Origin of the sequence: Streptomyces sp. NPDC051243, from assembly GCF_044455405.1 — a bacterium.
Lineage (GTDB): Bacteria > Actinomycetota > Actinomycetes > Streptomycetales > Streptomycetaceae > Streptomyces.
Genome location: NZ_JBITES010000015.1, coordinates 15,743 through 34,665, shown reverse-complemented (window position 1 = coordinate 34,665; position 18,923 = coordinate 15,743). Strand labels below are relative to the sequence as shown.

Below are 18,923 nucleotides of genomic sequence, written 5' to 3'. Positions count from 1 at the left end.
CGGCGGCGCCAACGGCACCGCACTGGAACTCGGCGCCTCCCTGGGTTTCGCCATCCTCGGCTCGCTCCTCGCCACGTCCTACAAGGACAAAAGGACAAGCTGGCCGACCTGGTCGGCGGCCTTCTCCCGGGCACCGCGATGGATGGACACCGCCAAGGACTCGATGGGCGGCGGCCTCGCGGTCGCCGAGCAGGTCGCGAAGAACCCGAACGGCGTTGCCCGGCAGGCCCAGGCTCTGGTGGACGCGGTCCACGAGTCCTTCGCCCACGCCATCGCCCAGACCAGCCTCATCGGCGCGATCATCATGGCCGCCGGCACCATGATCGTCATCGCGGTCCTGCCCGGCCGCGAGGCCACCGGCAAGCACCGCTCGGCCGAGCAGGTCACGGCGGGCGCCGACCGGGACAAGGAATGCGCGGAAGCCGCTCGGTCATCCGGGCCGCACCCGCACGGAACGCTGCCCGGCCTCGTCGGCAGAGGCCGGGCAGCAGTGGTCGGCCGACCTCGGCCTGCGATGTGGGGACCTGCACTCGGGACCGATATGTTGATCCGAACTTGTGAACAACATGTGATGCGTCGGGGCGGGGATGCGGGAGACACAGGAACGGGTCCGAGAGGCTGAGGCGCCCATCGTGCGGGCGGGCCCCGGCTGGCCGCGGCACTGGCCGCTCCTGCTGCTGGGTGCCGCCGTTGTGCCCGGTGCGGTGCTCTACCTCGTGGGGCGGTCGGCGGAGTTGCCTGCGATACAGGCCTGGCGGACGGTCGCGCTCTCGGTGGTCGTGCAGGCGGTGCCGTTCCTGCTGCTGGGCACGGCGATGTCCGGGGCCATCAACGCCTTCGTGCCGGCGTCGGTGTTCACCCGGCTGCTGCCGAAGCGGCCGGCGCTGGCGGTGCCGGTCGCCGGGGCCGCGGGGGTGGTGCTGCCGGGCTGTGAGTGCGCGTCCGTGCCGGTTGCGAACAGCCTGATCGGACGCGGGGTCACGCCCGCCGCCGCCTTCGCGTTCCTGCTGTCGGCCCCGGCCGTCAACCCGATCGTGCTGACCGCCACGGCTGTCGCCTTCCCCGGCCGACCCGAGATGGTGCTGGCCCGGCTGCTGGCCTCTCTCCTGGCCGCCGCCGCGATGGGCTGGTTGTGGCTCTGGCTGGGCAAGGAGGAGTGGCTGCGGCCGGCCGTACGGCACACCGGGCACCAGCCGGGGCGCAGCCGCTGGGCCGAGTTCCGCAGCGGCTTCCAGCACGACTTCCTCCACGCCGGCGGCTTCCTCGTGGTGGGCGCGCTCGCGGCGGCCACTTTCAACGTCGCTGTGCCGCCCTCGGTCGTCGCCACGTTCGCCGACTCCGCGTGGATGTCGGTGCTCTTCCTGGCCGCGCTGGCCATTCTCCTCGCGGTCTGCTCGGAGGCGGACGCGTTCGTGGCGGCGTCGCTGTCCGGCTTCTCGCCGGTCGCGCGGCTGACGTTCATGGTGGTCGGCCCGATGGTCGACGTGAAGCTGATCGCCCTGCAGGCGGGCACGTTCGGGCGGGCGTTCGCGGTGCGCTTCTCCGCCGCGACGGCAGTGGTGGCGATCGTGTGCAGCGTGCTGATCGGAGGAGTGCTGCTGTGAAACGGCCCGTACAGATGGTCCTGCTCGTCCTCAGCGGCCTCGGCCTGCTGCAGGCGTCCCTCTTCACCGACCTGTTCCTGCGGTACGTGAAGCCGGGAATGCGTCCGCTGCTGATCGCCTCCGGAGTCGTCCTGCTGGCGCTGGGGCTGGCGGAGGCCAGGGCTGCGTACCGGAGCCGGAGCAAACGACACCACGAAGCGCACCAGCCGCCCCCACAGCAAGAAGCCGACAAGCCGTCCCGACACCACGAAGCCGACACACCGCCCGGGCACCACGAAGCCCACCCGCCGCCCCGCGTCGCCTGGTTGCTCTTCCTTCCCGCCCTGAGCCTCCTCTTCTACGCCCCGCCGGCGCTCGGCGCGTACACGGCGGCCCGGGAAGAGCCCAGGGTTGTCGACACGGAAACGCAGGACGCGCGGGACGAGGACTTCGATCCCTTGCCCGCGACCTCGCCCCTCCCGATCACCCTGGGCGATTTCACCCGGCGCGTGCAGCAGGACCGTACCCGGGCGATCGAGGGGAGGACCGTGGAGATGACGGGCTTTGTCACGCCCGCCGGGGAGGACGGCAGCTGGTATCTGACCCGATTGCTGATCAGCTGCTGTGCCGCGGACGTCCAGTCGGTGAAGGTGCGGGTGTACGGAGTCGCGGCGCCGAAGGCGGACACCTGGGTGTCGGTGACGGGTGTCTGGCACCCCGGCGGCACCCTGGGTACGAGCTCCGCGGAGGTCGCCCTCGACGTCCGTACCGTGAACGAGGTGGAGCGCCCCTCGAACAGCTACATGGACGCGCTTCCGCTCGGCTGAGCACACGTAGCGGGCTGGGCACCGCCCGGCCCGGACCGCATGCGAGCGTCAGCCGGACCTCCGCCTCACCTGGTGGCACGTCCAGGCGTAGGCCGGTCCGGCTGACCGAGCACATTGTCAGGTTGGTTCACCGGTTGGGCTCCGCGGCGCTGATGTCACCGAGAGCCGAATCGGGATCACGCTCGATGGCCAGGTCGCCGATGGAGACGATGCCCACCGCGTGATGTCCTTCGTCGACGACCGGTACACGCCGCACGGAATGCTCACGCATCACGTGCACCGCACGGGCCAGGTCGTCGTCGGGCCCGACGGTGACCAGGTCCTCGCTGCATGCGTTGGCCACGGTCGTCCGGGCCAGGTCGCCGCCCTCGGCCACCGCGCGAACCACGAGGTCACGGTCACTGACCAGTCCGCGTAGTTCATCGCCCTCGGTGACCAGAACGGCGCCGATGTCCTCGTCTCGCATCATCCGGGCCACCGCCGTCACAGGGGTCTGCGGTTCGACGGTCGCCAGGTCGGTCGTCATGACGTCGCGGACATGTCGGGTCATGGGGATCATCCCTCCATAGCTGGTGCGGCGGTGCTCCTCACCGCCTTGCAGCCACCGAGTACCCGCAGGTGACCGACTCCCACGTCCTCGTCGACGCCTCACCTCCGGGTGCGTCGACATCGTCAACGCGCGGTCTGACGCCGGGCGGCCGCGAGGCTGTCGGCGAGGCGGAGCAGATCCGCGGCGAGCGGGGCGTCGGCGCTCCAGACCGCTTCGAAGGAGATCTGTACCTCCCGGCCCTCGTTCATCAGCGGCCGGTGGGGGACGTCGGGCGAGGTGAGCTTGGAGCGCGGAACCATGGCCGAGCCCAGGCCCAGCTTCGTCCAGTCCTCCAGGACCTGGTAGCCGGCGGCCTCTCCCGGATACGCGTGCAGGATCATGTCGTTGGCCTGGAAGAGTTGGGTGGTGAAGGTGGTCAGGCCGCAGGTGTCGGGGACGAGGATGAACTGCTCCTTGCCCGCGTCCTGGAGTTCGAGCGGAGCCGCCTCCGCGGAATCGGGGGTGACGACGACGATGGGCTCGACGTCGATGACCCGGTGCTCGAAGCGTGGCATGGCGGCCACGGCCGGGATCAGGATGATGTCGAGTCGGCCGGCCAGCAGGCATTCGCGCAGGTCCTGCATGTTCGCCTCACGCAGCACGAGGTCGCGTGGCGTGGGAAGGTCCTGGACCATGCTGAAGGCCCGGGCGACCAGGCGCGAGCCGATCAGCGGCGAGAGGCCCATGCGGATCTTCTGCTCGCCCGGTTCGGTCAGCCGCCTGGCCTCCGCCGCGACGGCGTCCAGCGCGTCCAGCGCGCGCTCGATCAACGGCAGGATCCGGGCGCCGAAGGCGGTCTGGGTCACGCCGCGCGGCGATCGGTCGAAGAGCTTGGCGCCGAGGCGCTCCTCCAGCTTGGCGATGCCGTTCGACAGCGCGGGCTGGGTGACTCCGTAAGCGCGGGCGGCCGCGCTGAACGACTTGGTCTCGGCGACCGCCTGCGCGTAGCGGAGTCCTTCGGGATTCAGGCGATCGCTCATAGCCATGCCTTATCGCTGCATTCACTGATGTCCCCTGCCGGGCCTGTCTCCCTGTGCCTACGGTGGGGATCCTGCTGGTCCAGCATAATCAGCAGCTATTGGACGGGTGCTGCGGCGCGGTCATCACGGAGTTCGGCATCGTCGGTGAACAGGTGAACAGGTGAACAGGTGCAGCACAGGGCGTGGGAGCACCTCACGGGGTCGCTGCCCGACGCGTGGCCGCTCGTCCCCGTGCGGCCGCGTCGGCCGATCAGGCCACTGTCCCGCCCTGCTGCCGGCGCACCATCTCGGAGATCCAGACGGGCGCGAACGGGGACGTGCAGCCCGGTGAGGTCGGGTAGTCCTTGAGGACCTGCAGGCGCTCCCCGATGTCGACGGCACGGTCGCGGTGCTCGGCATGCTCGATGCCGATCTGGGCCAGGCAGTGGTTCATGGCCCACTGCAGGCGATCCGGGGCGTCCTTCATCTCCGCCTCGATCACATCGAGCAGCCCCGCGAGGTCGAGGCCCTCGGGCTTCTTCGCCACGCGTTCGGTGGTCAGCGCCCAGCCGGCGCTCGCGACCACCGGGTCCGGATCGGCGGACCAGGCCAGGCGCAGTTCCTCGGCGTGCGGACTCTTCTTCACGACGTAGTTCACGAGCCAGTCGTGCACCTTGGGCGTGCGCGCCTCGCGCAGCATGGCGTCCAGCTCGGCACGCCCGAACGCCTTCGGGCGGCAGATCAGCAGCGCCAGCAGCCTGGCCGCGGTGTCACCCGTCTCCCAGAGCCGGCACGCGAGTTCCTGCTGCGTCTTCAGCCGCTTCGCGATGGCGCGCAGCTTGCCGAGGTTCACACCGTGATCGTCACCGTGTCTCTCGTTCACCGCGCGTGCCTTCGGGTCCTCGAGCGCGGCCAGCTCGGCCATCACCTCGGCCACCGTCGTGGTCCCGGCCACCGCAGCCTCCCGTCCGTCGCGTGCGGGGTTCAGCCTACGAGGACGTCGCCGCCCGTCGTACCTGCCGGCTCGGCGGCAGTCAGGTCAAGCTGGATGTGCGGGGCGATTCCGGCGCGGGGCCGCGCCAGGCTCGTACTGGCGAGGGGCCGCGCCGCCGGGCCGGGCTCCGCAGCTCATCGAGTGAGGTGAGGAACGTCATGAAGGGCTATGTGTTCCACGGCCCGGGCCGGTCCGCCTGGGAAGAGGTTCCGGACCCGGCCGTCAAGGAACCCACCGATGCGGTCGTGCGCGTCGATGTCGTCACCATCTGCGGGACGGACCTGCAGATCCTCAAGGGCGACGTGCCCGAGGTGCGCACCGGCACCGTGCTGGGCCACGAGGCGGTCGGCGAGATCGTCGAGGTCGGCGGCGACGTGCGGACCGTGCGGCCGGGGGACCGGGTGCTGGTCTCCTGCATCACCGCGTGCGGGCGGTGCGCGTACTGCCGTCAGGGGACGTACGGCCAGTGCCGGGGCGGTGGCGGCTGGATCCTCGGCCATCTGATCGACGGCACGCAGGCGGAGTACGTCCGGGTGCCCTGCGCGGACCTGTCCGTGCACCCCCTGCCGGGCGCCCTGCACAGCGCGGACGCCGTCCTGCTGGCCGACATCCTCCCCACCGCCTACGAGGTCGGCGTGCTCAACGGGCATGTCCGTCCCGGCGACACCGTCGTGATCGTCGGCGCCGGTCCCGTCGGACTGGCGGCCGTCGCCACGGCCCGGCTGTTCTCTCCCGAACGGATCGTCGCCGTCGACCTGGCTCCCGCCCGGCTGGAGGCCGCCCGGCAGCTGGGCGCCGACGCGGTGGTCGAGGCCGCGGAGGCACCGGAAGAGCTGGTCGCCGACCTCACCGACGGACTCGGCGCGGACGTCGCCATCGAGGCGGTCGGGGCCCCGGAGAGCTTCGAGCTGTGCACCCGCACGGTCCGGCCCGGCGGGCACGTCGCCAACGTCGGTGTGCACGGCGCCCCCGCGACCCTGCACCTCGAGGACCTGTGGAGCAGGGACGTCACCATCACCACCGGCCTGGTCGACACCTACTCGATCCCGACCCTGCTGCGTATGACGGCCGCCGGCCGCCTGCCCACCGCCCGGCTGGTCACCCACACCTTCCCGCTGAACCAGATGGAGGAGGCGTACGACGTCTTCGCCCACGCCGCCGACACCGGCGCGCTCAAGGTCGTGCTCGGCGAGGAGCGGCACGACGAGGTCGTCGCCGTGGGCGCGGCCTGACGAAGGGACGTGGGGGTGTGTACGGAGCGACACCGCGGGGGATCGGTGCCGCTCCTGTCTCCACTGTCTCTCGGGTCGGCGCGGCCGCCAAGGGCTGACGGCCCCTGATCCTGGACGCTCACCTACGATCCTGCGCGAGGGGCTGCCACCGGCCCTCCCGCGCGGGGTCGACTCCGCTGAGCCACACCAGCGCCCCGTCGACCAGGCCGGGGCTGTCCCGTGTCGCGAGGGCCGGGGCTTCGAGCATGTCGGCGGCCTCTTCCAGGTAGGTGACCAGTGTGTCGAGTTCTTCGACGGGGTCGTCGTTGAAGCGGGACCAGCGGCCCAGGTAGCCGGTCGCGGCGTCGAGGTACAGGCCTGAGACGCTGTCAGCCGGGCCGCGGGCGACAAACGGGATCCAGGTCGCCTTCCACGCGGTGATCCGCTCGTCCTCGGGGCGGCGGGCATTGAGGGTGTCCTCGTGGGCCTGGAAGCCCATCCACCGCCGGTGGACGGTGGCGACATCGTCCAGACGCATCAGAGCCTGGTTGCCCGGAAGGCACCCCCCGCCGTCGACCCCGTCGTCACCCGCGGTCAGCGACCACAGGACGCGGAGCTCGAGGGGCAGCGGAGTGCCCAGGTCGGCTTCCAGAGCGGCCAGGGCGGCCGAGCCTGCGCCCGCACGGAGCGCGGCATGCGAATCGGGGGCGTTGCGCCGGAGCCAGGCGGTGATGCGATGCCAGGCGTCGGCGATCTCCCGGACGGTGATCGCGTCGCTGGCAGGATCGGCAGGCTGCCCTGAACCCTGGCCGTCCGGCCCCTGGTCGTCCGGCCCCTGGTCGTCCGGCCCCTGGTCGTCCGGCCCCTGGTCGTCCGGCCCCTGGGCGTCAGTGGCGGGCTCGGCCGAGCGAGCCCGGTTCAGATACCGGATCCGGATCCGGTCGGGCTCGCGGATGTAGCCGATGGCCAGGTCGGGGCAGTCCTCGAACAGGTCGCCGTCGACCCTCACCGTGAGGATGCCGGGTAACCCCGAGGGTCGGCCCATGTCCGGGTCATGCGCCAGTTGTCCGGCGATGACCTTCAGGGCGTAGGGAGCGCCGCTCCCGAACCGGGCGGCGGTGTCGCGTATCTCCTGCGGAACCTCGACGTTCACGGCGTGGCGCTCCTTGCTGTCGGACGCTGGGGGAGTGACGGGCCCTCAGACAATAGGGCGCAGGCGCCGAACGCGGACGGGCGGCGGACGACGTACGAGTGACGCAGACTCAGAAAGTCTTGGCGCCCGGGGAGTTGTCGCGCGAATGGCCGCGCTTCCGAGGCCAGCCCGCGCGCCCCGGCGCGCCTGGGAATATATTGGGACTTTTACCATTAATCTTTTCTCACTGTACGAAGTCGATCTGTCACGGATCGCACCCACTCACTCCATCGGAGATGACATGCACAAGCTTCGGAAGGCCGCCGTCCTGGTCGTCGCCCTCGGTAGTGTCGGACTCATCAGCGCCGGAACGGCCACCGCTCAGGGCCTCGATGGACACGGCGGCAAGGGCGGGGACAAGGTCAGCGTCCTTCAGAGCTCCAACTGCAAGTCGCACGACCTGAACGTCGACGTACTCGGCCAGGTGGGCGTGCTGAACGGCGCGTTGGGCAACGCTCTGAACGGTGAGGGCATCGCGGGTGGGCAGGCACCCACCCACCTCGGTTCGGAGATGGGCTGCGGCAACAAGGCCTTCTAGCCTGTGGCGTGGAACGGGGAGCTCGCCACGTCCCGTGCCGTGACGATCTCGGCGTGGGACTTGGGGATCCCGGATGAGCAGTGGGCCGTGTGGAACCGCGGTCGCCTGTTGCAGAGGTCGGCCGGCCGTCCGCATGTCGACGGAGGCTGACCGACGGGATCAGCCGGCGGGAGCGGACCGGCGGCCCAGAGCGAGACCCTCCGGTGGAGGACGGGCCGTGCCATAGGGCCCATGGGTCCCGCTGACGGCAGTGCACCGGTGTCCGGCGAGCCGTGCCGACTTGGCCGCAGAGCGATGCCATGCCGATGCCGGGGCCGCCGGGCCGTTTGCCCCTCGGAGAACCGGGCGGGGGTCTGATCCATGACAGTGGGTCAGGCCCCCGCCCGGGCATGTCCGCGCACGGCTGTCGCGGATGCGTTCAGGATGAGCCGCTGAGCCGCTGAGCCGTCGCGACCGGGTCCGGTCAGCAGGACGTGCCACGGACGGGCGCGCGACGTCGTCGCAGGACCGTCGCCGTGGCCGCCAGGCCCAGCGCGGTGGCGGCGGCCGCTGCGGGGTGGCGGGCGAGCGCCGCCTGCCAGGAGCGGGCGTGTGCGCGGTCGTCGAACGCGCCGTGGGCTCCGTGGTCGGTGGCGGGGAGTTCGTCGGCGGGGGTGAAGAGGTTGTCCGGTTCGGTCGAGGCGGGGGCATCGGTCTGCTGGGCGGCGAAACCGGTGCGGGCCAGGTAGCGGTCGAGGAGGGCCGGGGCCAGACGGTTGGCCCAGATCGTGGCGACCGTGCCGGCGGCGACGTAGTACTGCTTGCGCTCGGGGTGGTCGGCGGCGTGCAGGACGCCGCGCGCGGCGACCTCGGGCTGGTAGATCGGCGGGACCGGCTGCGGGTGGCGCGGGAGCCGTGAGCGGACCCAGGAGAACTGCGGGGTGTTGACCGCCGGCATCTGGACGATCGTGAGACGCACGGCGCTGCCCCGGTGCAGCAGTTCGACGCGCAGGGACGACGTGAAGCCGTTGATGGCGTGCTTCGCGCCGCAGTAGGCCGACTGCAGCGGAATGGCACGCTCGCCGAGTGCGGAGCCGACCTGCACGATCGTGCCGTGGTCGCGCGGGAGCATACGGGCGAGCGCCGCCCTCGTGCCGTTGACGAAGCCGAGGTAGGTGACGTCGGTGACGCGTCGGTACTCCTCCGGGGTGATCTCGTCGAAGGGCGCGAGCACACCGGTGAAGGCGCAGTTGATCCAGACGTCGATGGGCCCGAGGACCTTCTCCGTCGCCTCGGCCGCCTCCTCGACCTGCTCGACGTCGGCCATGTCGGCCTCCTGGACGAACGGGCGGCCACCCAGTTCCGCCACCTCCGCCGCCGCTGCCTCCAATCCCTCCCGGCCTCGTGCGATCAGGGCGACGCTCGCGCCGCGCCGCGCGTAGAGCCGGGCGGTCGCGCGTCCGATGCCGGCGCTCGCCCCTGTGATGACGACGACTTGTGACATGGGGGCTCCTTCCGCTCAGCGGGTACCCCCGATGCCTCCCGTGAAAGACCGAGGGCCCTCCGCTCAAGAACCGAGGATCCTCCGCTCGAAGACAGAGGATCCTCCGCCCGAAGCGGCCGGCCGGACACCCGGCGTCCGGTGGCCTCGGACGAGGTGAGGAATCCCGCGCTCGGGTACCCGGCTGCCGAAAGGCACAGTCGGACAGCGGAAAGGGGGCCGTCATGGCCCAGCAGGTGCAGGACATCATGACCGGCGTTCTCGTCACCGTGGAACCGCAGGCGTCCGTCAGCGCCGTGGCGCGGCTGATGCGGGACCGGGACGTCGGCGCCGTACTGGTCACGGAGGAGGGGCGGTTGCGCGCCCTGGTGAGCGACCGTGACCTGGTGGTCCGGTCCTTGGCGGACGGCGAGGACCCGGAGAACACGACCGTCGCCCGGGCCTGCAGCGATGATCTCGTCACCGTCTCCCCGGACGACACCCTCGACCGAGCGGTCGCGCTGATGCGCGAGCACTCCGTCCGGCGGCTGCCCGTCGTCGGCGCCGAGGACGAGCCCGTCGGCATCGTCTCGCTGGGAGACATGGCGATGGAGCGGGACGAGAAGTCCGCGCTCGGCGACATCAGCGCCGCCCGGCCCAACACGTAGCCCGTTCCCCCGCATGGGCCTGCGCGCCGCCGCGCCCCCTGGTGACGCCGGTGTTTGGATGCCAGGGGCGTCGAGAGGAGATGGGCCATGACCCGGCGTACGGCCCTTGCCGCCACCGCCGAACTGGCGGCCTGGTGGGCCGTGTTCGGTCTGCTGTGGCTCGTTCTCGTCAGCGCGGTCGACGCCCTGGAGGTCCTGGTCGGCGCGGGCGCCGCAGCCGTCGGGGCGATCGCCGCGCGGGCGGGCCGGCGGGCGGTGACGGGACGTTGAACGGCTGGATCCTGGCCGCGACGATCCTGCTCGGGGCGGGCCTGACGGCGGCTCTGTGGGGAGTGGTGAGCGGCCCGCTGTCCCGGCGGATGGTCGCGCAGAACCTCACCACCGCCGTGGCGTGCCCGAGCCTGCTCCTGCTCGCCCAGGGCTACGACCGCCCTTCCTACGTGGACCTGGCCCTGCTCCTCGCGCTCCTCGGGCCGGTCGGCACCCTGGTCTTCGCCCGGCTGCTCGCCGACGAACTCGCGGCGGCCCCACCCACGGCACGCGGCCTGACCTGGGCGGCGGCCGCGATGAGCGCGGCCGTCGTGATCGCCGTGTGCGCGGCCGCCGGCCCGAGCCGGGCGATGGTGAAGCTCCTGGTGACCGGCGTCCTGCTGATCGGCGGGAACCTCGTCGCCTCCCGGGCCCTCCAGGGCGGCTTCCGGCAGGTGCGCGGTGGCTGACGCGGTGATCGTCGTCGTCCTCCTCCTGGTGGCCGCCACCGCCACCGCGGCGGTCGCCACCCGTGACCCGTCCCGGCAGGCCCTCGTGCTGTCCCTGCAGGGCGTCGTCCTGGCCGTGCTCTTCACCGTCCTCCAGGCGCCCGACGTCGGTCTGTCGCAGCTCGCCGTCGGTTCGGCCCTCACCCCGCTGCTGATCATGCTGTCCGTGCGCAAGGTCAAACGACGCGCCCGGACGAGGGAGGAAGGCGGCGACGGATGAGCCGCCGGGTACGCCTGGCCGTGCTGGCCGTCGGTGGCACCGGCCTCGCCGTGCTGCTGGTCCTCGCCTGCCTGGACCTCCCGTCGTTCGGCGGGCGGTGGCACCCCTACGGCGAGGCGGCCGTCCGCGCCTCGCTCGACCGCCACACCGCGAACACCGTCGCCTTCGTCAACTTCGACCTGCGTGCCCACGACACCCTCGGCGAGATGAGCATCCTGTTCGCCGCGGTCGTCGGCTGTGTGGTGCTGCTGCGTCAGGCCCGCGACGAACACCGGGAACCGCCCGAACCGTCCGAGGTGGCACCGCCGGTGCGCCGCTACGCCCTCCTCGTGCTGCCCGTCGCCCTCGTCGTCGGCCTCTACGTCGTCGCCCACGGGCAGCTCAGCCCCGGCGGCGGTTTCCAGGGCGGCGTCGTCGCCGCCACCGCGCTGCACCTGCTGTACCTCGGCGCCGACTACCGGGCCCTCGAACGCGTCCGCCCGATCGGGACGTACGAGGTCACCGACGCGCTCGGCACCTGCGCCTACCTGGTCGTCGGACTCGCGGGCGTCCTCGCCGGCACCGCCTTCCTGGCCAACACGCTGCTGCCGTACGGCACCTTCAACACGCTGTCCTCCGGCGGCACCGTGCCCCTGCTGAACGCGGCCATCGGCATGGAGGTGACCAGCGCGGTCGTGGTGCTGCTCGCCCGGTTCCTGGACCAGGCCGTCGAGATCGAGGAGGAACAGGGGAGTTGACCGCCCGATGACGCACGTCTTCCCGTACCTGATCGCCGTATGGATCTTCCTGGCCGGCTGTTACGGCCTCGCGACCAGCCGCAACCTGATCCACGCCGTCGGCTGCCTGGCCGTGTGCCAGTCCGCGACCTACGTCCTGCTGCTGGCCGTCGGCTACCGCGACGGCGCGACCGCGCCGGTCTTCTCCGATCTGGAGCCCGGCACCCGGCCGTTGGTGGACCCCGTCGTGCAGGCCCTCGCCCTCACCGACATCGTCGTCGGCGCCACCGTCACCGCGCTGCTGCTCGCGCTCGTCCTCCAGGTCGCCAAGCGCCACGGCACGGTCGACCCCGACGAGCTGTCGGAACTGCGCGGCTGATGCGCCATCTTCTCCCGCTGCTCACCGCGCTGCCCCTGCTCGGCGCCACCGTCCTGGTGGCCGCGGGGCGAAGGCTGCCGCGCCGGGCCGCCGAGATCACCGGCTGCGCGGTCTCCGGCGGCGGGGCCGCGCTCGCGGTGGTGCTGCTGGTCCACTCCTCGCCGCCCCTGACCGAACAGGTCGGCGGCCGGCGGCCGGGCATCGGCATCACGCTGGTGGGCGACGGGCCCGCCCTCGGCATGGCCGCCCTCGCCGCACTGCTGACACTCGCGGCCCTCACGTACTCCTGGCGCTACTTCGACGAGCCGCCGCGCCGCCACGCGGGCTCCTTCCCGGCCCTGATGCTGGTGTTCCAGGCGGGCATGAGCGGCTTCGCCCTGGCCGGCGACCTGTTCAACGCGTTCGTGTTCTTCGAGCTGATGAGCGTCGTCGCCTACGCGTTGACCGGCTACCGGATCGACGAGGCGAAGGCCGTGCAGGGCGCCCTGACCTTCGGCGTCGTGAACTCCCTCGGCGCGTACGCGATGTTGATGGGCATCGGGCTGCTGTACGCGCGCACCGGCGCGTTGTCGATGACGGGAATCGGCCGCGGTCTCGACGCGCACGGCGGTCCCGACGCCCTCGTCCTCGCGGCGTTCGTGCTGGTGATGACCGGACTGCTGGTGAAGGCCGCCGTCGTGCCGTTCCACTTCTGGCTCCCGGACGCCCACGCGGTCGCCCCCACCCCGGTGTGCATGCTGCTGTCCGGCGTCATGGTGGAACTCGGCGTCTACGGCGTCTGGCGGGTGTACACCACCGTCTTCGCCGGGCCGGGCGGCATCCCGGCGGCCGACCTCGAACGCGCGCTGGTGACACTCGGCGTCCTCACGGCGGCGATCGGCGCCGTCATGTGCTGGTACCAGCGGCACATCAAGCGGCTGCTGGCCTACTCCACGGTCGCCCACCTGGGCCTGTTCCTCGTCGGCATCGGTGTGCCGGCCCCGGCGGCGGACACCGGGGTGGCGCTGTACGTCCTCGGGCACGCCGGAGTGAAGGCCGCGCTGTTCGCCTGCGCGGGCGTACTCCTCGACCGGTACGGCAGCGTCGACGAACTCGCCCTGCACGGCAGGGCCGTCGGCCGAATGCGCGGCGTGGGCGTCATGGTCGTGGCGGGCGCGCTCGGGCTCGCCGGGCTGTTCCCGTTCGGCACGGCCCTCGGGAAGTCGCTCGTCGAGGAGACGGTCGCCGGGCCGCTCACGGCGCTGTACGTCGTCACGTCGGCGCTCACCGCCGCCGCCGTACTGCGGCTGGCCGCCCGGGTGTTCTGGGGGCTCGGCCCCCACCCCGCCGCATCGGACGCCTACGAGACCACCGGGGCCGACGAACGGCCCGAGACCGAGGCCAGACTGCGCCGGGTACCGGACACCATGGCGGCCGTCCCCGCGCTGCTGCTCACCGCCGGGCTCGCCGTGGGCGTGGTCCCCGGTTTCGGCGAGCACGTGGCCCGCGCCGTCACCGAGGCCGGCTCCGGCGCCGCACCGGCCCCCGTCCACTGGACGCCTCCCGGAATCCTCCTCGGCGTCCTGGCCACGCTGCTCGCCCTGGGCCTGGCCGCCCTGGCAGTCTTCCACCCGCACCGGGCGCCCGCCCCCGCCCTGGCCCGGTTCCTGCGCCACCTCCAGACCGGGCACGTCGGGGACTACGTGGCGTGGCTGCTCCTGGGCGCCACGGCACTCGGGGCGCTGACGCTGCCGGGGGTGCTGGGCGGCTGAGCGACAGCCGTACTCAGGGACCCGTCACGGCCGGTGGGCGTCATGGCGACGCCCCGGCAGGAACTCCTGGACCTTCGCCTTGAAACCCTGCTTGACCATCGCCGCGCGGTCGCTGTCGCCCTTGAGGACGGAGGCCGCCGCGGCCTCGATCTGGTCGAGGGTGGCGTGCGGCGGGATGGGCGGTACGGCGGGGTCGGTGACGAAGTCCAGGACGCAGGGCCGGTCGGACGCCAGCGCGGTCTCCCAGGCGCCCCGCACGTCCTGCGGCTTCTCGACCCGCACGCCGGTCAGACCGACGGAGCGGGCGAAGTCGGCGTAGGCGACGTCGGGGATGGCCTGCGAGGGCAGGAACTGCGGGGCGCCCGACATGGCGCGCATCTCCCAGGTGACCTGGTTGAGGTCCTGGTTGTTGAGGACGGCGACGATCAGCCGCGGATCCGTCCACTCCTGCCAGTACTTGGCGACGGTGATCAGCTCGGCCATGCCGTTCATCTGCATCGCCCCGTCACCGACCAGGGCGATCGCCGGCCGGTCGCCGTGCGCGAACTTCGCGCCGATGGCGTACGGCACGCCCGGCCCCATCGTGGCCAGGGTGCCCGACAGCGAGCCGCGCATCTCGCCGCGCAGCCTCAGGTGCCGGGCGTACCAGTTGGCCGCCGACCCGGAGTCCGCGCTCAGGATCACGTTCTCCGGCAGCAGATCGTCGACCGCGTGGAAGACGTACTCAGGGTTTATCGGCCGGGCCTCGACGGTGGCCCGCCGCTCCATGACCTCCCACCAGCGGGCCACGTTGTCCTCGATCTTCTTGCGCCAGGAGGAGTCCTCGACCGGGTCGAGGAGCGGCAGCAGCCGGCGCAGGGTGCGGGCGGCGTCGCCGACGAGGTTGACCTCGAAGGGGTAGCGCAGGCCGACCATGTGCGGGTCGACGTCGATCTGCACGGCCCGCGCCTTGCCGTACTCCGGCAGGAACTGGCTGTAGGGGAAGCTGGAGCCGACGACGAGCAGGCCGTCGCACTCCATCATCATCTCGTACGACGGCCGGGTGCCCAGCAGGCCGATCGCGCCGGTGACATACGGCAGATCGTCGTCCAGGGCGTCCTTGCCCAGCAGCGCCTTCGCGACGCCGGCGCCGAGCCGGTCGGCGACCGCCTGCACCTCCGCCCGGGCCCCGCGCGCGCCCTGCCCGATCAACAGGGCGATCTTTCCGCAGGAGTTGAGGACGTCGGCGGCCCGTCGCAGGTCCTCGTCGTCCGGTACCGGGGCGTAGTGGGGCATGCCCATGCTGGAGGGGACCATCTTGAAGGCGTGCTCGGGCGCCGAGTAGTCGAGTTCCTGGACGTCCGCCGGGATGATCACGGCGGTCACCGAGCGGCGCGCCACGGCGGTCCGGATCGCCCGGTCCAGCACGTTGGGCAGCTGTTCGGGGACGGTGACCATCTCGCAGAAGTCCGAGGCGACGTCCTTGTAGAGGCTCAGCAGGTCGACCTCCTGCTGGTAGGAGCCGCCCATCGCGCTGCGGTTGGTCTGGCCGACGATCGCGACGACGGGCACATGGTCGAGCTTCGCGTCGTACAGGCCGTTGAGCAGGTGGATGGCGCCGGGTCCGGAGGTGGCCGCGCAGACGCCGACCCGGCCGGAGAACTTGGCGTAACCGACGGCCTCGAACGCGGACATCTCCTCGTGCCGGGACTGGATGAACCGGGGTTTGTCCTCCGCCCGGCCCCAGGCGGCGAGCAGCCCGTTGATGCCGTCGCCGGGGTAGGCGAAGACGTGCTCCACCTCCCATTCGCGCAGCCGCTGCAGGAGGTGGTCGGAGACCTTCGTCGACATGATCGGGATCCTTCCGGGGTGGTCGGTCAGGAGCGGCGCAGACGTGCTGCGACTCCCGCGGCGGCCGCACCGGTCAGCGCGGCCGCACCCGCGCCGGCCGCCCAGCGGGCGGCGCGGGACGGAGGGTCGGTACGGCGGGCCAGTCGTTCGGGATGGTCGGAGGGCAGGTTCCCGTCGAGGCCCAGGGACAGTGCCTCGGCGAGGTGCAGGGCGCGGCGCCCGGTGTCGCCCTGCTCGATCTGGGTACGGCAGCTGAAGCCGTCGGCGAGCACCAGGCCGCCGGGCGGGGCGGCCCGCACGGCGGGCAGTACGCCCAACTCGCCGATCGCCATGGAGACTTCGTGATGCCCGCGTTCGAAGCCGAAGTTGCCGGCCAGACCGCAGCAGCCCTCGTCGAGGACGTCGGCGTCCACAGCGGCGCGGCGCATCAGCTCGCGGTCGGCGTCGAACCCCAGGACCGCGTGCTGGTGGCAGTGCGTCTGCACGGTCGCCGCACGGGACAGCCGGGGCGGGCGCCAGCCGTCGGGCGCGTGATGGACGAGCTGTTCGGCGAAGGTGCGGGTCCGCTCGGCCAGCCGCCGTACGTCCTGGTCGTCGGGGAGCAGTTCGGGGCCGTCGGAGCGCAGGACGGCGGTGCAGGAGGGTTCCAGGCCGACGACGGGGGTGCCCGCGTCGAGGTAGGGACTCAGGGTCCGCAGGGTGCGGTGCAGCACCCGCTTCGCGATCGCCGGCTGACCGGTGGAGATCCAGGTCAGTCCACAGCAGACGGGTGCCCGCGGTACGGCGACCCGGAAGCCGGCGTCCTCCAGGAGCCGTACCGCGGAGATCGCCACGGACGGGTGGAAGTGGTTGCTGAAGGTGTCCGGCCACAACAGCACCGTCGCCGGGTCGGCCGGGTCGGGCGGCTCGGTGCCGAGGGCACGCCACCAACGCAGGAAGGTCCGCTCGGCGAAGACCGGAGCCTGCCGGGCGGGATCCACTCCCGCGAGCCGCCGCCCGGCCCGGCCGAGGCCCGGGGCGCGCAGCAGACTGTTGGCCACATGGGGTGCGTGTTCCGCCAGCCGAGCCCACAGCGGCAGCCAGCCCATCGAGTAGTGGGCGGCCGGGCGCAGGCGGCGCGCGTAGTGGTGGGCGAGGAACTCGGACTTGTAGGTGGCCATGTCCACGCCCGTCGGGCAGTCCGACTTGCAGCCCTTGCAGGCCAGGCACAGGTCGAGGGCGTCGCGTACCTCGGTCGAGCGCCAGCCGTCGCCGACCGCCCGGTCGGGGTGCCCGTCGAGCATCTCGAAGAGCAGCCGGGCGCGGCCGCGTGTGGAGTGCTCCTCCTCCAGGGTGGCCCGGTAGGACGGACACATCACCCCGCCCTGCCGCGAACGGCAGTTGCCGATGCCCACGCACCGCAGCACCGCCCGGCTGAAGGAGTGCTCGTCCTCCGGATATCCGAAGTGGGTGCGCGACGCGGTCGGGCGCCAGGCGGGGCCCAGACGCAGCTGCCCGTCGACCGGGTTCGGGTCGACGACCTTGCCCGGGTTCATCAGATCGCCGGGGTCGAACAGCGACTTCAGCTCCCGGAAGGCCGTCACGAGCCGTTCGCCGAACATCCGGGTCAGCAGCTCACCCCGGGCCTGGCCGTCACCGTGCTCGCCGGACAGCGAGCCGCCGTAGGAGGCCACGAGGTCCGCGGCCCGCTCCAGGAAGCGGCGGAAGTCCGCCACGCCGGTGGCCGAGGTCAGCCCGAAGGGGATCCGGGTGTGCACACAGCCCTGCCCGAAGTGGCCGTACAGGGACGGGTGGCCGTAGCCGAACTCCGCGAACAGCCGCTTCAGGTCGCGCAGATAGTCGCCCAGCCGGTCGGGCGGTACGGCGGAGTCCTCCCAGCCCTCCCACGTCTCCCGGTCGTCCGGCGGGCGCGCGGTCACCCCGAGCCCGGCCTCCCGGGCCCTGAGCATCCGGCGCTCGCGTGCCGGGTCGTCGGAGAAGGCGACCGAGGCGTCCTGTTCGGCTCGCCCGACGGCCGCCAGCAGCGCGTGCGCCTGCTCGTCGACGTCCTCCCGGCTGTCCCCGCTGAACTGCAGCAGCAGCCAGCTGTCGCCCTCCGGAAGAGTGGCGAGGGAGTCGAGGTAGGCGTGCTCCTCGCGCATCAGCTGGGCCATCCGTCCGTCGAGGGCCTCCAGTTGGGTGGGGGAGCAGTGCTCCAGCAGGTGCGGTACGTCGTCGGCGGCCCGGCAGATGTCGTCGTAGCCGAGGACCAGCAACGACTCGTACGGAGGGACCGGCACCAGGTCGAGCTCGGCGTGCAGGACGGTGACCAGGGTGCCCTCGCTGCCGACCAGGGCGCGGGCGACGTCGAAGCCGTTCTCCGGCAGCAGTGAGTCGAGGTTGTAGCCGGAGACCCGGCGCGGCAGCTTCGGGAAGCCGCGCCGGATGTCGCCCAGGTACTCGGTGACGAGGCGTTCCAGCCCGGCGTGGAGCTCGGCGGCGCGACCTCCCCCGGCGACGATCCGCGCCCGCTCGGCCGCCGTCGTGGGCCCCACCCACATGCGCAGCCCGTCCGCGGTGAGCACCTCCAGCCGACGCACGTTGTCCACGGTCTTGCCGTACGCCTGCGCGGACGCCCCGCACGCGTTGTTGCCGACCATCCCGCCCAGGGAGCAGTGACTGTGCGTCGAGGGCTTGGGCCCGAACTTCAGGTGGTGGTCGGCGAGTTGCCGGTCGAGCTCGTCGAGGACGATGCCCGGCTCCACCACACACGTACGCGCCTCGGGGTCGACGGAGACCAGGGCGTCGCAGTACTTGCTCCAGTCGATCACCACGCCGGAGTTCGTCGCCTGCCCGGCCAGGCTCGTGCCGCCGCCCCGGGAGGTGACCGGGACGCCGTGCCGCGCGCACACCTCCACGGCGCGGGCGCCGGCATCGACGCTCCGCGGCACCACCACGCCGAGGGGTACCTGCCGGTAGTTGGAGGCGTCCGTCGAGTAGGCGGCCCTGCTGCCGCCGTCGAAGCGGACCTCGGCGTCGACCTCGGCCCGCAGCGCGGGCACAAGGCCATCGGGAGGTGCTCCGAGGGCGCGCTTGCTCATCGTCTGCCTCCGGGCGCGTACGGTCAGTGTCCGGTACGGCCACCCGGGTACCCCGGTGAGGGGCGGGTAACGGCGGAAGGGCGTCGATTACGGGAGATCGATCGCCGGCCGGACAACTCGTTCACCCCGCTGACCCGGCACGCACCCGGAGACACGCCCCTGAAGGCCC

The 18,923-nt window shown here is 72.1% G+C and carries 19 protein-coding genes; 12 read left to right on the top strand and 7 right to left on the bottom strand.

All coding sequences use genetic code 11. The features are described from left to right. Positions 1-163: 163 nt before the first annotated feature. The 3 genes from ACIBAG_RS33370 to ACIBAG_RS33360 are packed head-to-tail and all read left to right on the top strand — an operon-like array spanning position 164 to position 2,410. Positions 164-622 (top strand): hypothetical protein, encoded by a 459-nt coding sequence (locus ACIBAG_RS33370; protein ID WP_399110291.1) that lies wholly within the window; start codon positions 164-166, stop codon positions 620-622. Continuing rightward, positions 588-1,604: a permease gene (locus ACIBAG_RS33365; protein ID WP_399110289.1), complete on the top strand. Its 1,017-nt coding sequence runs from the start codon at positions 588-590 to the stop codon at positions 1,602-1,604. Before ACIBAG_RS33370 ends, ACIBAG_RS33365 begins: the two co-directional genes overlap by 35 nt. Next, the gene (locus ACIBAG_RS33360) at positions 1,601-2,410 is read left to right on the top strand and encodes a TIGR03943 family putative permease subunit (RefSeq protein WP_399110288.1); all 810 of its coding nucleotides are present in this window, start codon (positions 1,601-1,603) and stop codon (positions 2,408-2,410) included. The genes ACIBAG_RS33365 and ACIBAG_RS33360 overlap by 4 nt, the downstream gene beginning before the upstream one ends. A gap of 127 nt (positions 2,411-2,537) precedes the next feature. Here the strand turns inward: ACIBAG_RS33360 and ACIBAG_RS33355 are convergent, their stop codons facing one another. From ACIBAG_RS33355 to ACIBAG_RS33345, 3 genes are all read right to left on the bottom strand, one after another. Continuing rightward, the gene (locus tag ACIBAG_RS33355) at positions 2,538-2,960 is read right to left on the bottom strand and encodes a CBS domain-containing protein (RefSeq protein ID WP_399110286.1); all 423 of its coding nucleotides are present in this window, start codon (positions 2,958-2,960) and stop codon (positions 2,538-2,540) included. A 122-nt stretch (positions 2,961-3,082) separates the two neighbouring features. Then, positions 3,083-3,979, bottom strand: coding sequence for a LysR family transcriptional regulator (locus ACIBAG_RS33350; RefSeq protein WP_399110284.1), 897 nt, complete (start codon positions 3,977-3,979; stop codon positions 3,083-3,085). A gap of 250 nt (positions 3,980-4,229) precedes the next feature. Next, positions 4,230-4,883: a DNA alkylation repair protein gene (locus ACIBAG_RS33345; protein ID WP_399110584.1), complete on the bottom strand. Its 654-nt coding sequence runs from the start codon at positions 4,881-4,883 to the stop codon at positions 4,230-4,232. Between the two features lie 227 nt (positions 4,884-5,110). Between ACIBAG_RS33345 and ACIBAG_RS33340 the strand changes: the two genes are divergently transcribed. Further along, complete coding sequence (locus ACIBAG_RS33340; protein ID WP_399110282.1) at positions 5,111-6,184, top strand: zinc-dependent alcohol dehydrogenase family protein; 1,074 nt, start codon at positions 5,111-5,113, stop codon at positions 6,182-6,184. Between the two features lie 118 nt (positions 6,185-6,302). Here the strand turns inward: ACIBAG_RS33340 and ACIBAG_RS33335 are convergent, their stop codons facing one another. Next, positions 6,303-7,316, bottom strand: a complete 1,014-nt coding sequence (locus tag ACIBAG_RS33335) for a hypothetical protein (RefSeq protein ID WP_399110280.1) — start codon at positions 7,314-7,316, stop codon at positions 6,303-6,305. Positions 7,317-7,596: 280 nt separating this feature from the next. Here ACIBAG_RS33335 and ACIBAG_RS33330 point away from each other — a divergent pair, with 280 nt between their 5' ends. Beyond that, entirely contained in the window at positions 7,597-7,893 is a 297-nt protein-coding gene (locus tag ACIBAG_RS33330; protein WP_399110278.1) for a hypothetical protein, read from the top strand. A 463-nt stretch (positions 7,894-8,356) separates the two neighbouring features. Here the strand turns inward: ACIBAG_RS33330 and ACIBAG_RS33325 are convergent, their stop codons facing one another. Further along, a complete protein-coding gene (locus ACIBAG_RS33325; RefSeq protein ID WP_399110277.1) occupies positions 8,357-9,376 on the bottom strand; it encodes an SDR family oxidoreductase in 1,020 nt (339 codons plus the stop codon). A 221-nt stretch (positions 9,377-9,597) separates the two neighbouring features. Here ACIBAG_RS33325 and ACIBAG_RS33320 point away from each other — a divergent pair, with 221 nt between their 5' ends. The 7 genes from ACIBAG_RS33320 to ACIBAG_RS33290 all read left to right on the top strand — a co-directional run bounded on the left by ACIBAG_RS33320 (position 9,598) and on the right by ACIBAG_RS33290 (position 13,844). Next, complete coding sequence (locus tag ACIBAG_RS33320) at positions 9,598-10,020, top strand: CBS domain-containing protein (protein WP_399110276.1); 423 nt, start codon at positions 9,598-9,600, stop codon at positions 10,018-10,020. An 87-nt stretch (positions 10,021-10,107) separates the two neighbouring features. Further along, positions 10,108-10,290, top strand: a complete 183-nt coding sequence (locus ACIBAG_RS33315; protein WP_399110274.1) for a hypothetical protein — start codon at positions 10,108-10,110, stop codon at positions 10,288-10,290. After that, positions 10,287-10,739: a monovalent cation/H+ antiporter complex subunit F gene (locus ACIBAG_RS33310; protein WP_399110272.1), complete on the top strand. Its 453-nt coding sequence runs from the start codon at positions 10,287-10,289 to the stop codon at positions 10,737-10,739. The genes ACIBAG_RS33315 and ACIBAG_RS33310 overlap by 4 nt, the downstream gene beginning before the upstream one ends. Continuing rightward, positions 10,732-10,998, top strand: coding sequence for a Na(+)/H(+) antiporter subunit B (locus ACIBAG_RS33305; RefSeq protein ID WP_399110271.1), 267 nt, complete (start codon positions 10,732-10,734; stop codon positions 10,996-10,998). Before ACIBAG_RS33310 ends, ACIBAG_RS33305 begins: the two co-directional genes overlap by 8 nt. Further along, positions 10,995-11,735 (top strand): MnhB domain-containing protein, encoded by a 741-nt coding sequence (locus ACIBAG_RS33300; protein WP_399110270.1) that lies wholly within the window; start codon positions 10,995-10,997, stop codon positions 11,733-11,735. Before ACIBAG_RS33305 ends, ACIBAG_RS33300 begins: the two co-directional genes overlap by 4 nt. A 7-nt stretch (positions 11,736-11,742) precedes the next feature. After that, positions 11,743-12,093 carry an NADH-quinone oxidoreductase subunit K gene (locus tag ACIBAG_RS33295; RefSeq protein WP_399110268.1) on the top strand — a complete coding sequence of 117 codons (351 nt, stop codon included), beginning with the start codon at positions 11,743-11,745 and terminating at the stop codon, positions 12,091-12,093. After that, positions 12,093-13,844, top strand: coding sequence for a complex I subunit 5 family protein (locus tag ACIBAG_RS33290; protein WP_399110266.1), 1,752 nt, complete (start codon positions 12,093-12,095; stop codon positions 13,842-13,844). The genes ACIBAG_RS33295 and ACIBAG_RS33290 overlap by 1 nt, the downstream gene beginning before the upstream one ends. 24 nt (positions 13,845-13,868) lie before the next feature. On the opposite strand, the gene ACIBAG_RS33285 is transcribed toward ACIBAG_RS33290, so the two are convergent. Then, positions 13,869-15,674, bottom strand: coding sequence for a thiamine pyrophosphate-requiring protein (locus ACIBAG_RS33285; RefSeq protein ID WP_399110264.1), 1,806 nt, complete (start codon positions 15,672-15,674; stop codon positions 13,869-13,871). Positions 15,675-15,700: 26 nt separating this feature from the next. Beyond that, positions 15,701-18,754: an FAD-binding and (Fe-S)-binding domain-containing protein gene (locus ACIBAG_RS33280; protein WP_399110263.1), complete on the bottom strand. Its 3,054-nt coding sequence runs from the start codon at positions 18,752-18,754 to the stop codon at positions 15,701-15,703. Positions 18,755-18,923: the final 169 nt, after the last annotated feature.

Bases quoted from the DNA above. Each gene is read 5' to 3' on its own strand.
- ACIBAG_RS33370 (WP_399110291.1), top strand. From the start codon at position 164: ATGGGCGGCGGCCTCGCGGTCGCCGAGCAGGTCGCGAAGAACCCGAAC.
- ACIBAG_RS33365 (WP_399110289.1), top strand. From the start codon at position 588: ATGCGGGAGACACAGGAACGGGTCCGAGAGGCTGAGGCGCCCATCGTG.
- ACIBAG_RS33355 (WP_399110286.1), bottom strand. From the start codon at position 2,960: ATGACCCGACATGTCCGCGACGTCATGACGACCGACCTGGCGACCGTC.
- ACIBAG_RS33350 (WP_399110284.1), bottom strand. From the start codon at position 3,979: ATGAGCGATCGCCTGAATCCCGAAGGACTCCGCTACGCGCAGGCGGTC.
- ACIBAG_RS33345 (WP_399110584.1), bottom strand. From the start codon at position 4,883: ATGGCCGAGCTGGCCGCGCTCGAGGACCCGAAGGCACGCGCGGTGAAC.
- ACIBAG_RS33340 (WP_399110282.1), top strand. From the start codon at position 5,111: ATGAAGGGCTATGTGTTCCACGGCCCGGGCCGGTCCGCCTGGGAAGAG.
- ACIBAG_RS33330 (WP_399110278.1), top strand. From the start codon at position 7,597: ATGCACAAGCTTCGGAAGGCCGCCGTCCTGGTCGTCGCCCTCGGTAGT.
- ACIBAG_RS33325 (WP_399110277.1), bottom strand. From the start codon at position 9,376: ATGTCACAAGTCGTCGTCATCACAGGGGCGAGCGCCGGCATCGGACGC.
- ACIBAG_RS33320 (WP_399110276.1), top strand. From the start codon at position 9,598: ATGGCCCAGCAGGTGCAGGACATCATGACCGGCGTTCTCGTCACCGTG.
- ACIBAG_RS33315 (WP_399110274.1), top strand. From the start codon at position 10,108: ATGACCCGGCGTACGGCCCTTGCCGCCACCGCCGAACTGGCGGCCTGG.
- ACIBAG_RS33300 (WP_399110270.1), top strand. From the start codon at position 10,995: ATGAGCCGCCGGGTACGCCTGGCCGTGCTGGCCGTCGGTGGCACCGGC.
- ACIBAG_RS33295 (WP_399110268.1), top strand. From the start codon at position 11,743: ATGACGCACGTCTTCCCGTACCTGATCGCCGTATGGATCTTCCTGGCC.
- ACIBAG_RS33290 (WP_399110266.1), top strand. From the start codon at position 12,093: ATGCGCCATCTTCTCCCGCTGCTCACCGCGCTGCCCCTGCTCGGCGCC.
- ACIBAG_RS33285 (WP_399110264.1), bottom strand. From the start codon at position 15,674: ATGTCGACGAAGGTCTCCGACCACCTCCTGCAGCGGCTGCGCGAATGG.
- ACIBAG_RS33280 (WP_399110263.1), bottom strand. From the start codon at position 18,754: ATGAGCAAGCGCGCCCTCGGAGCACCTCCCGATGGCCTTGTGCCCGCG.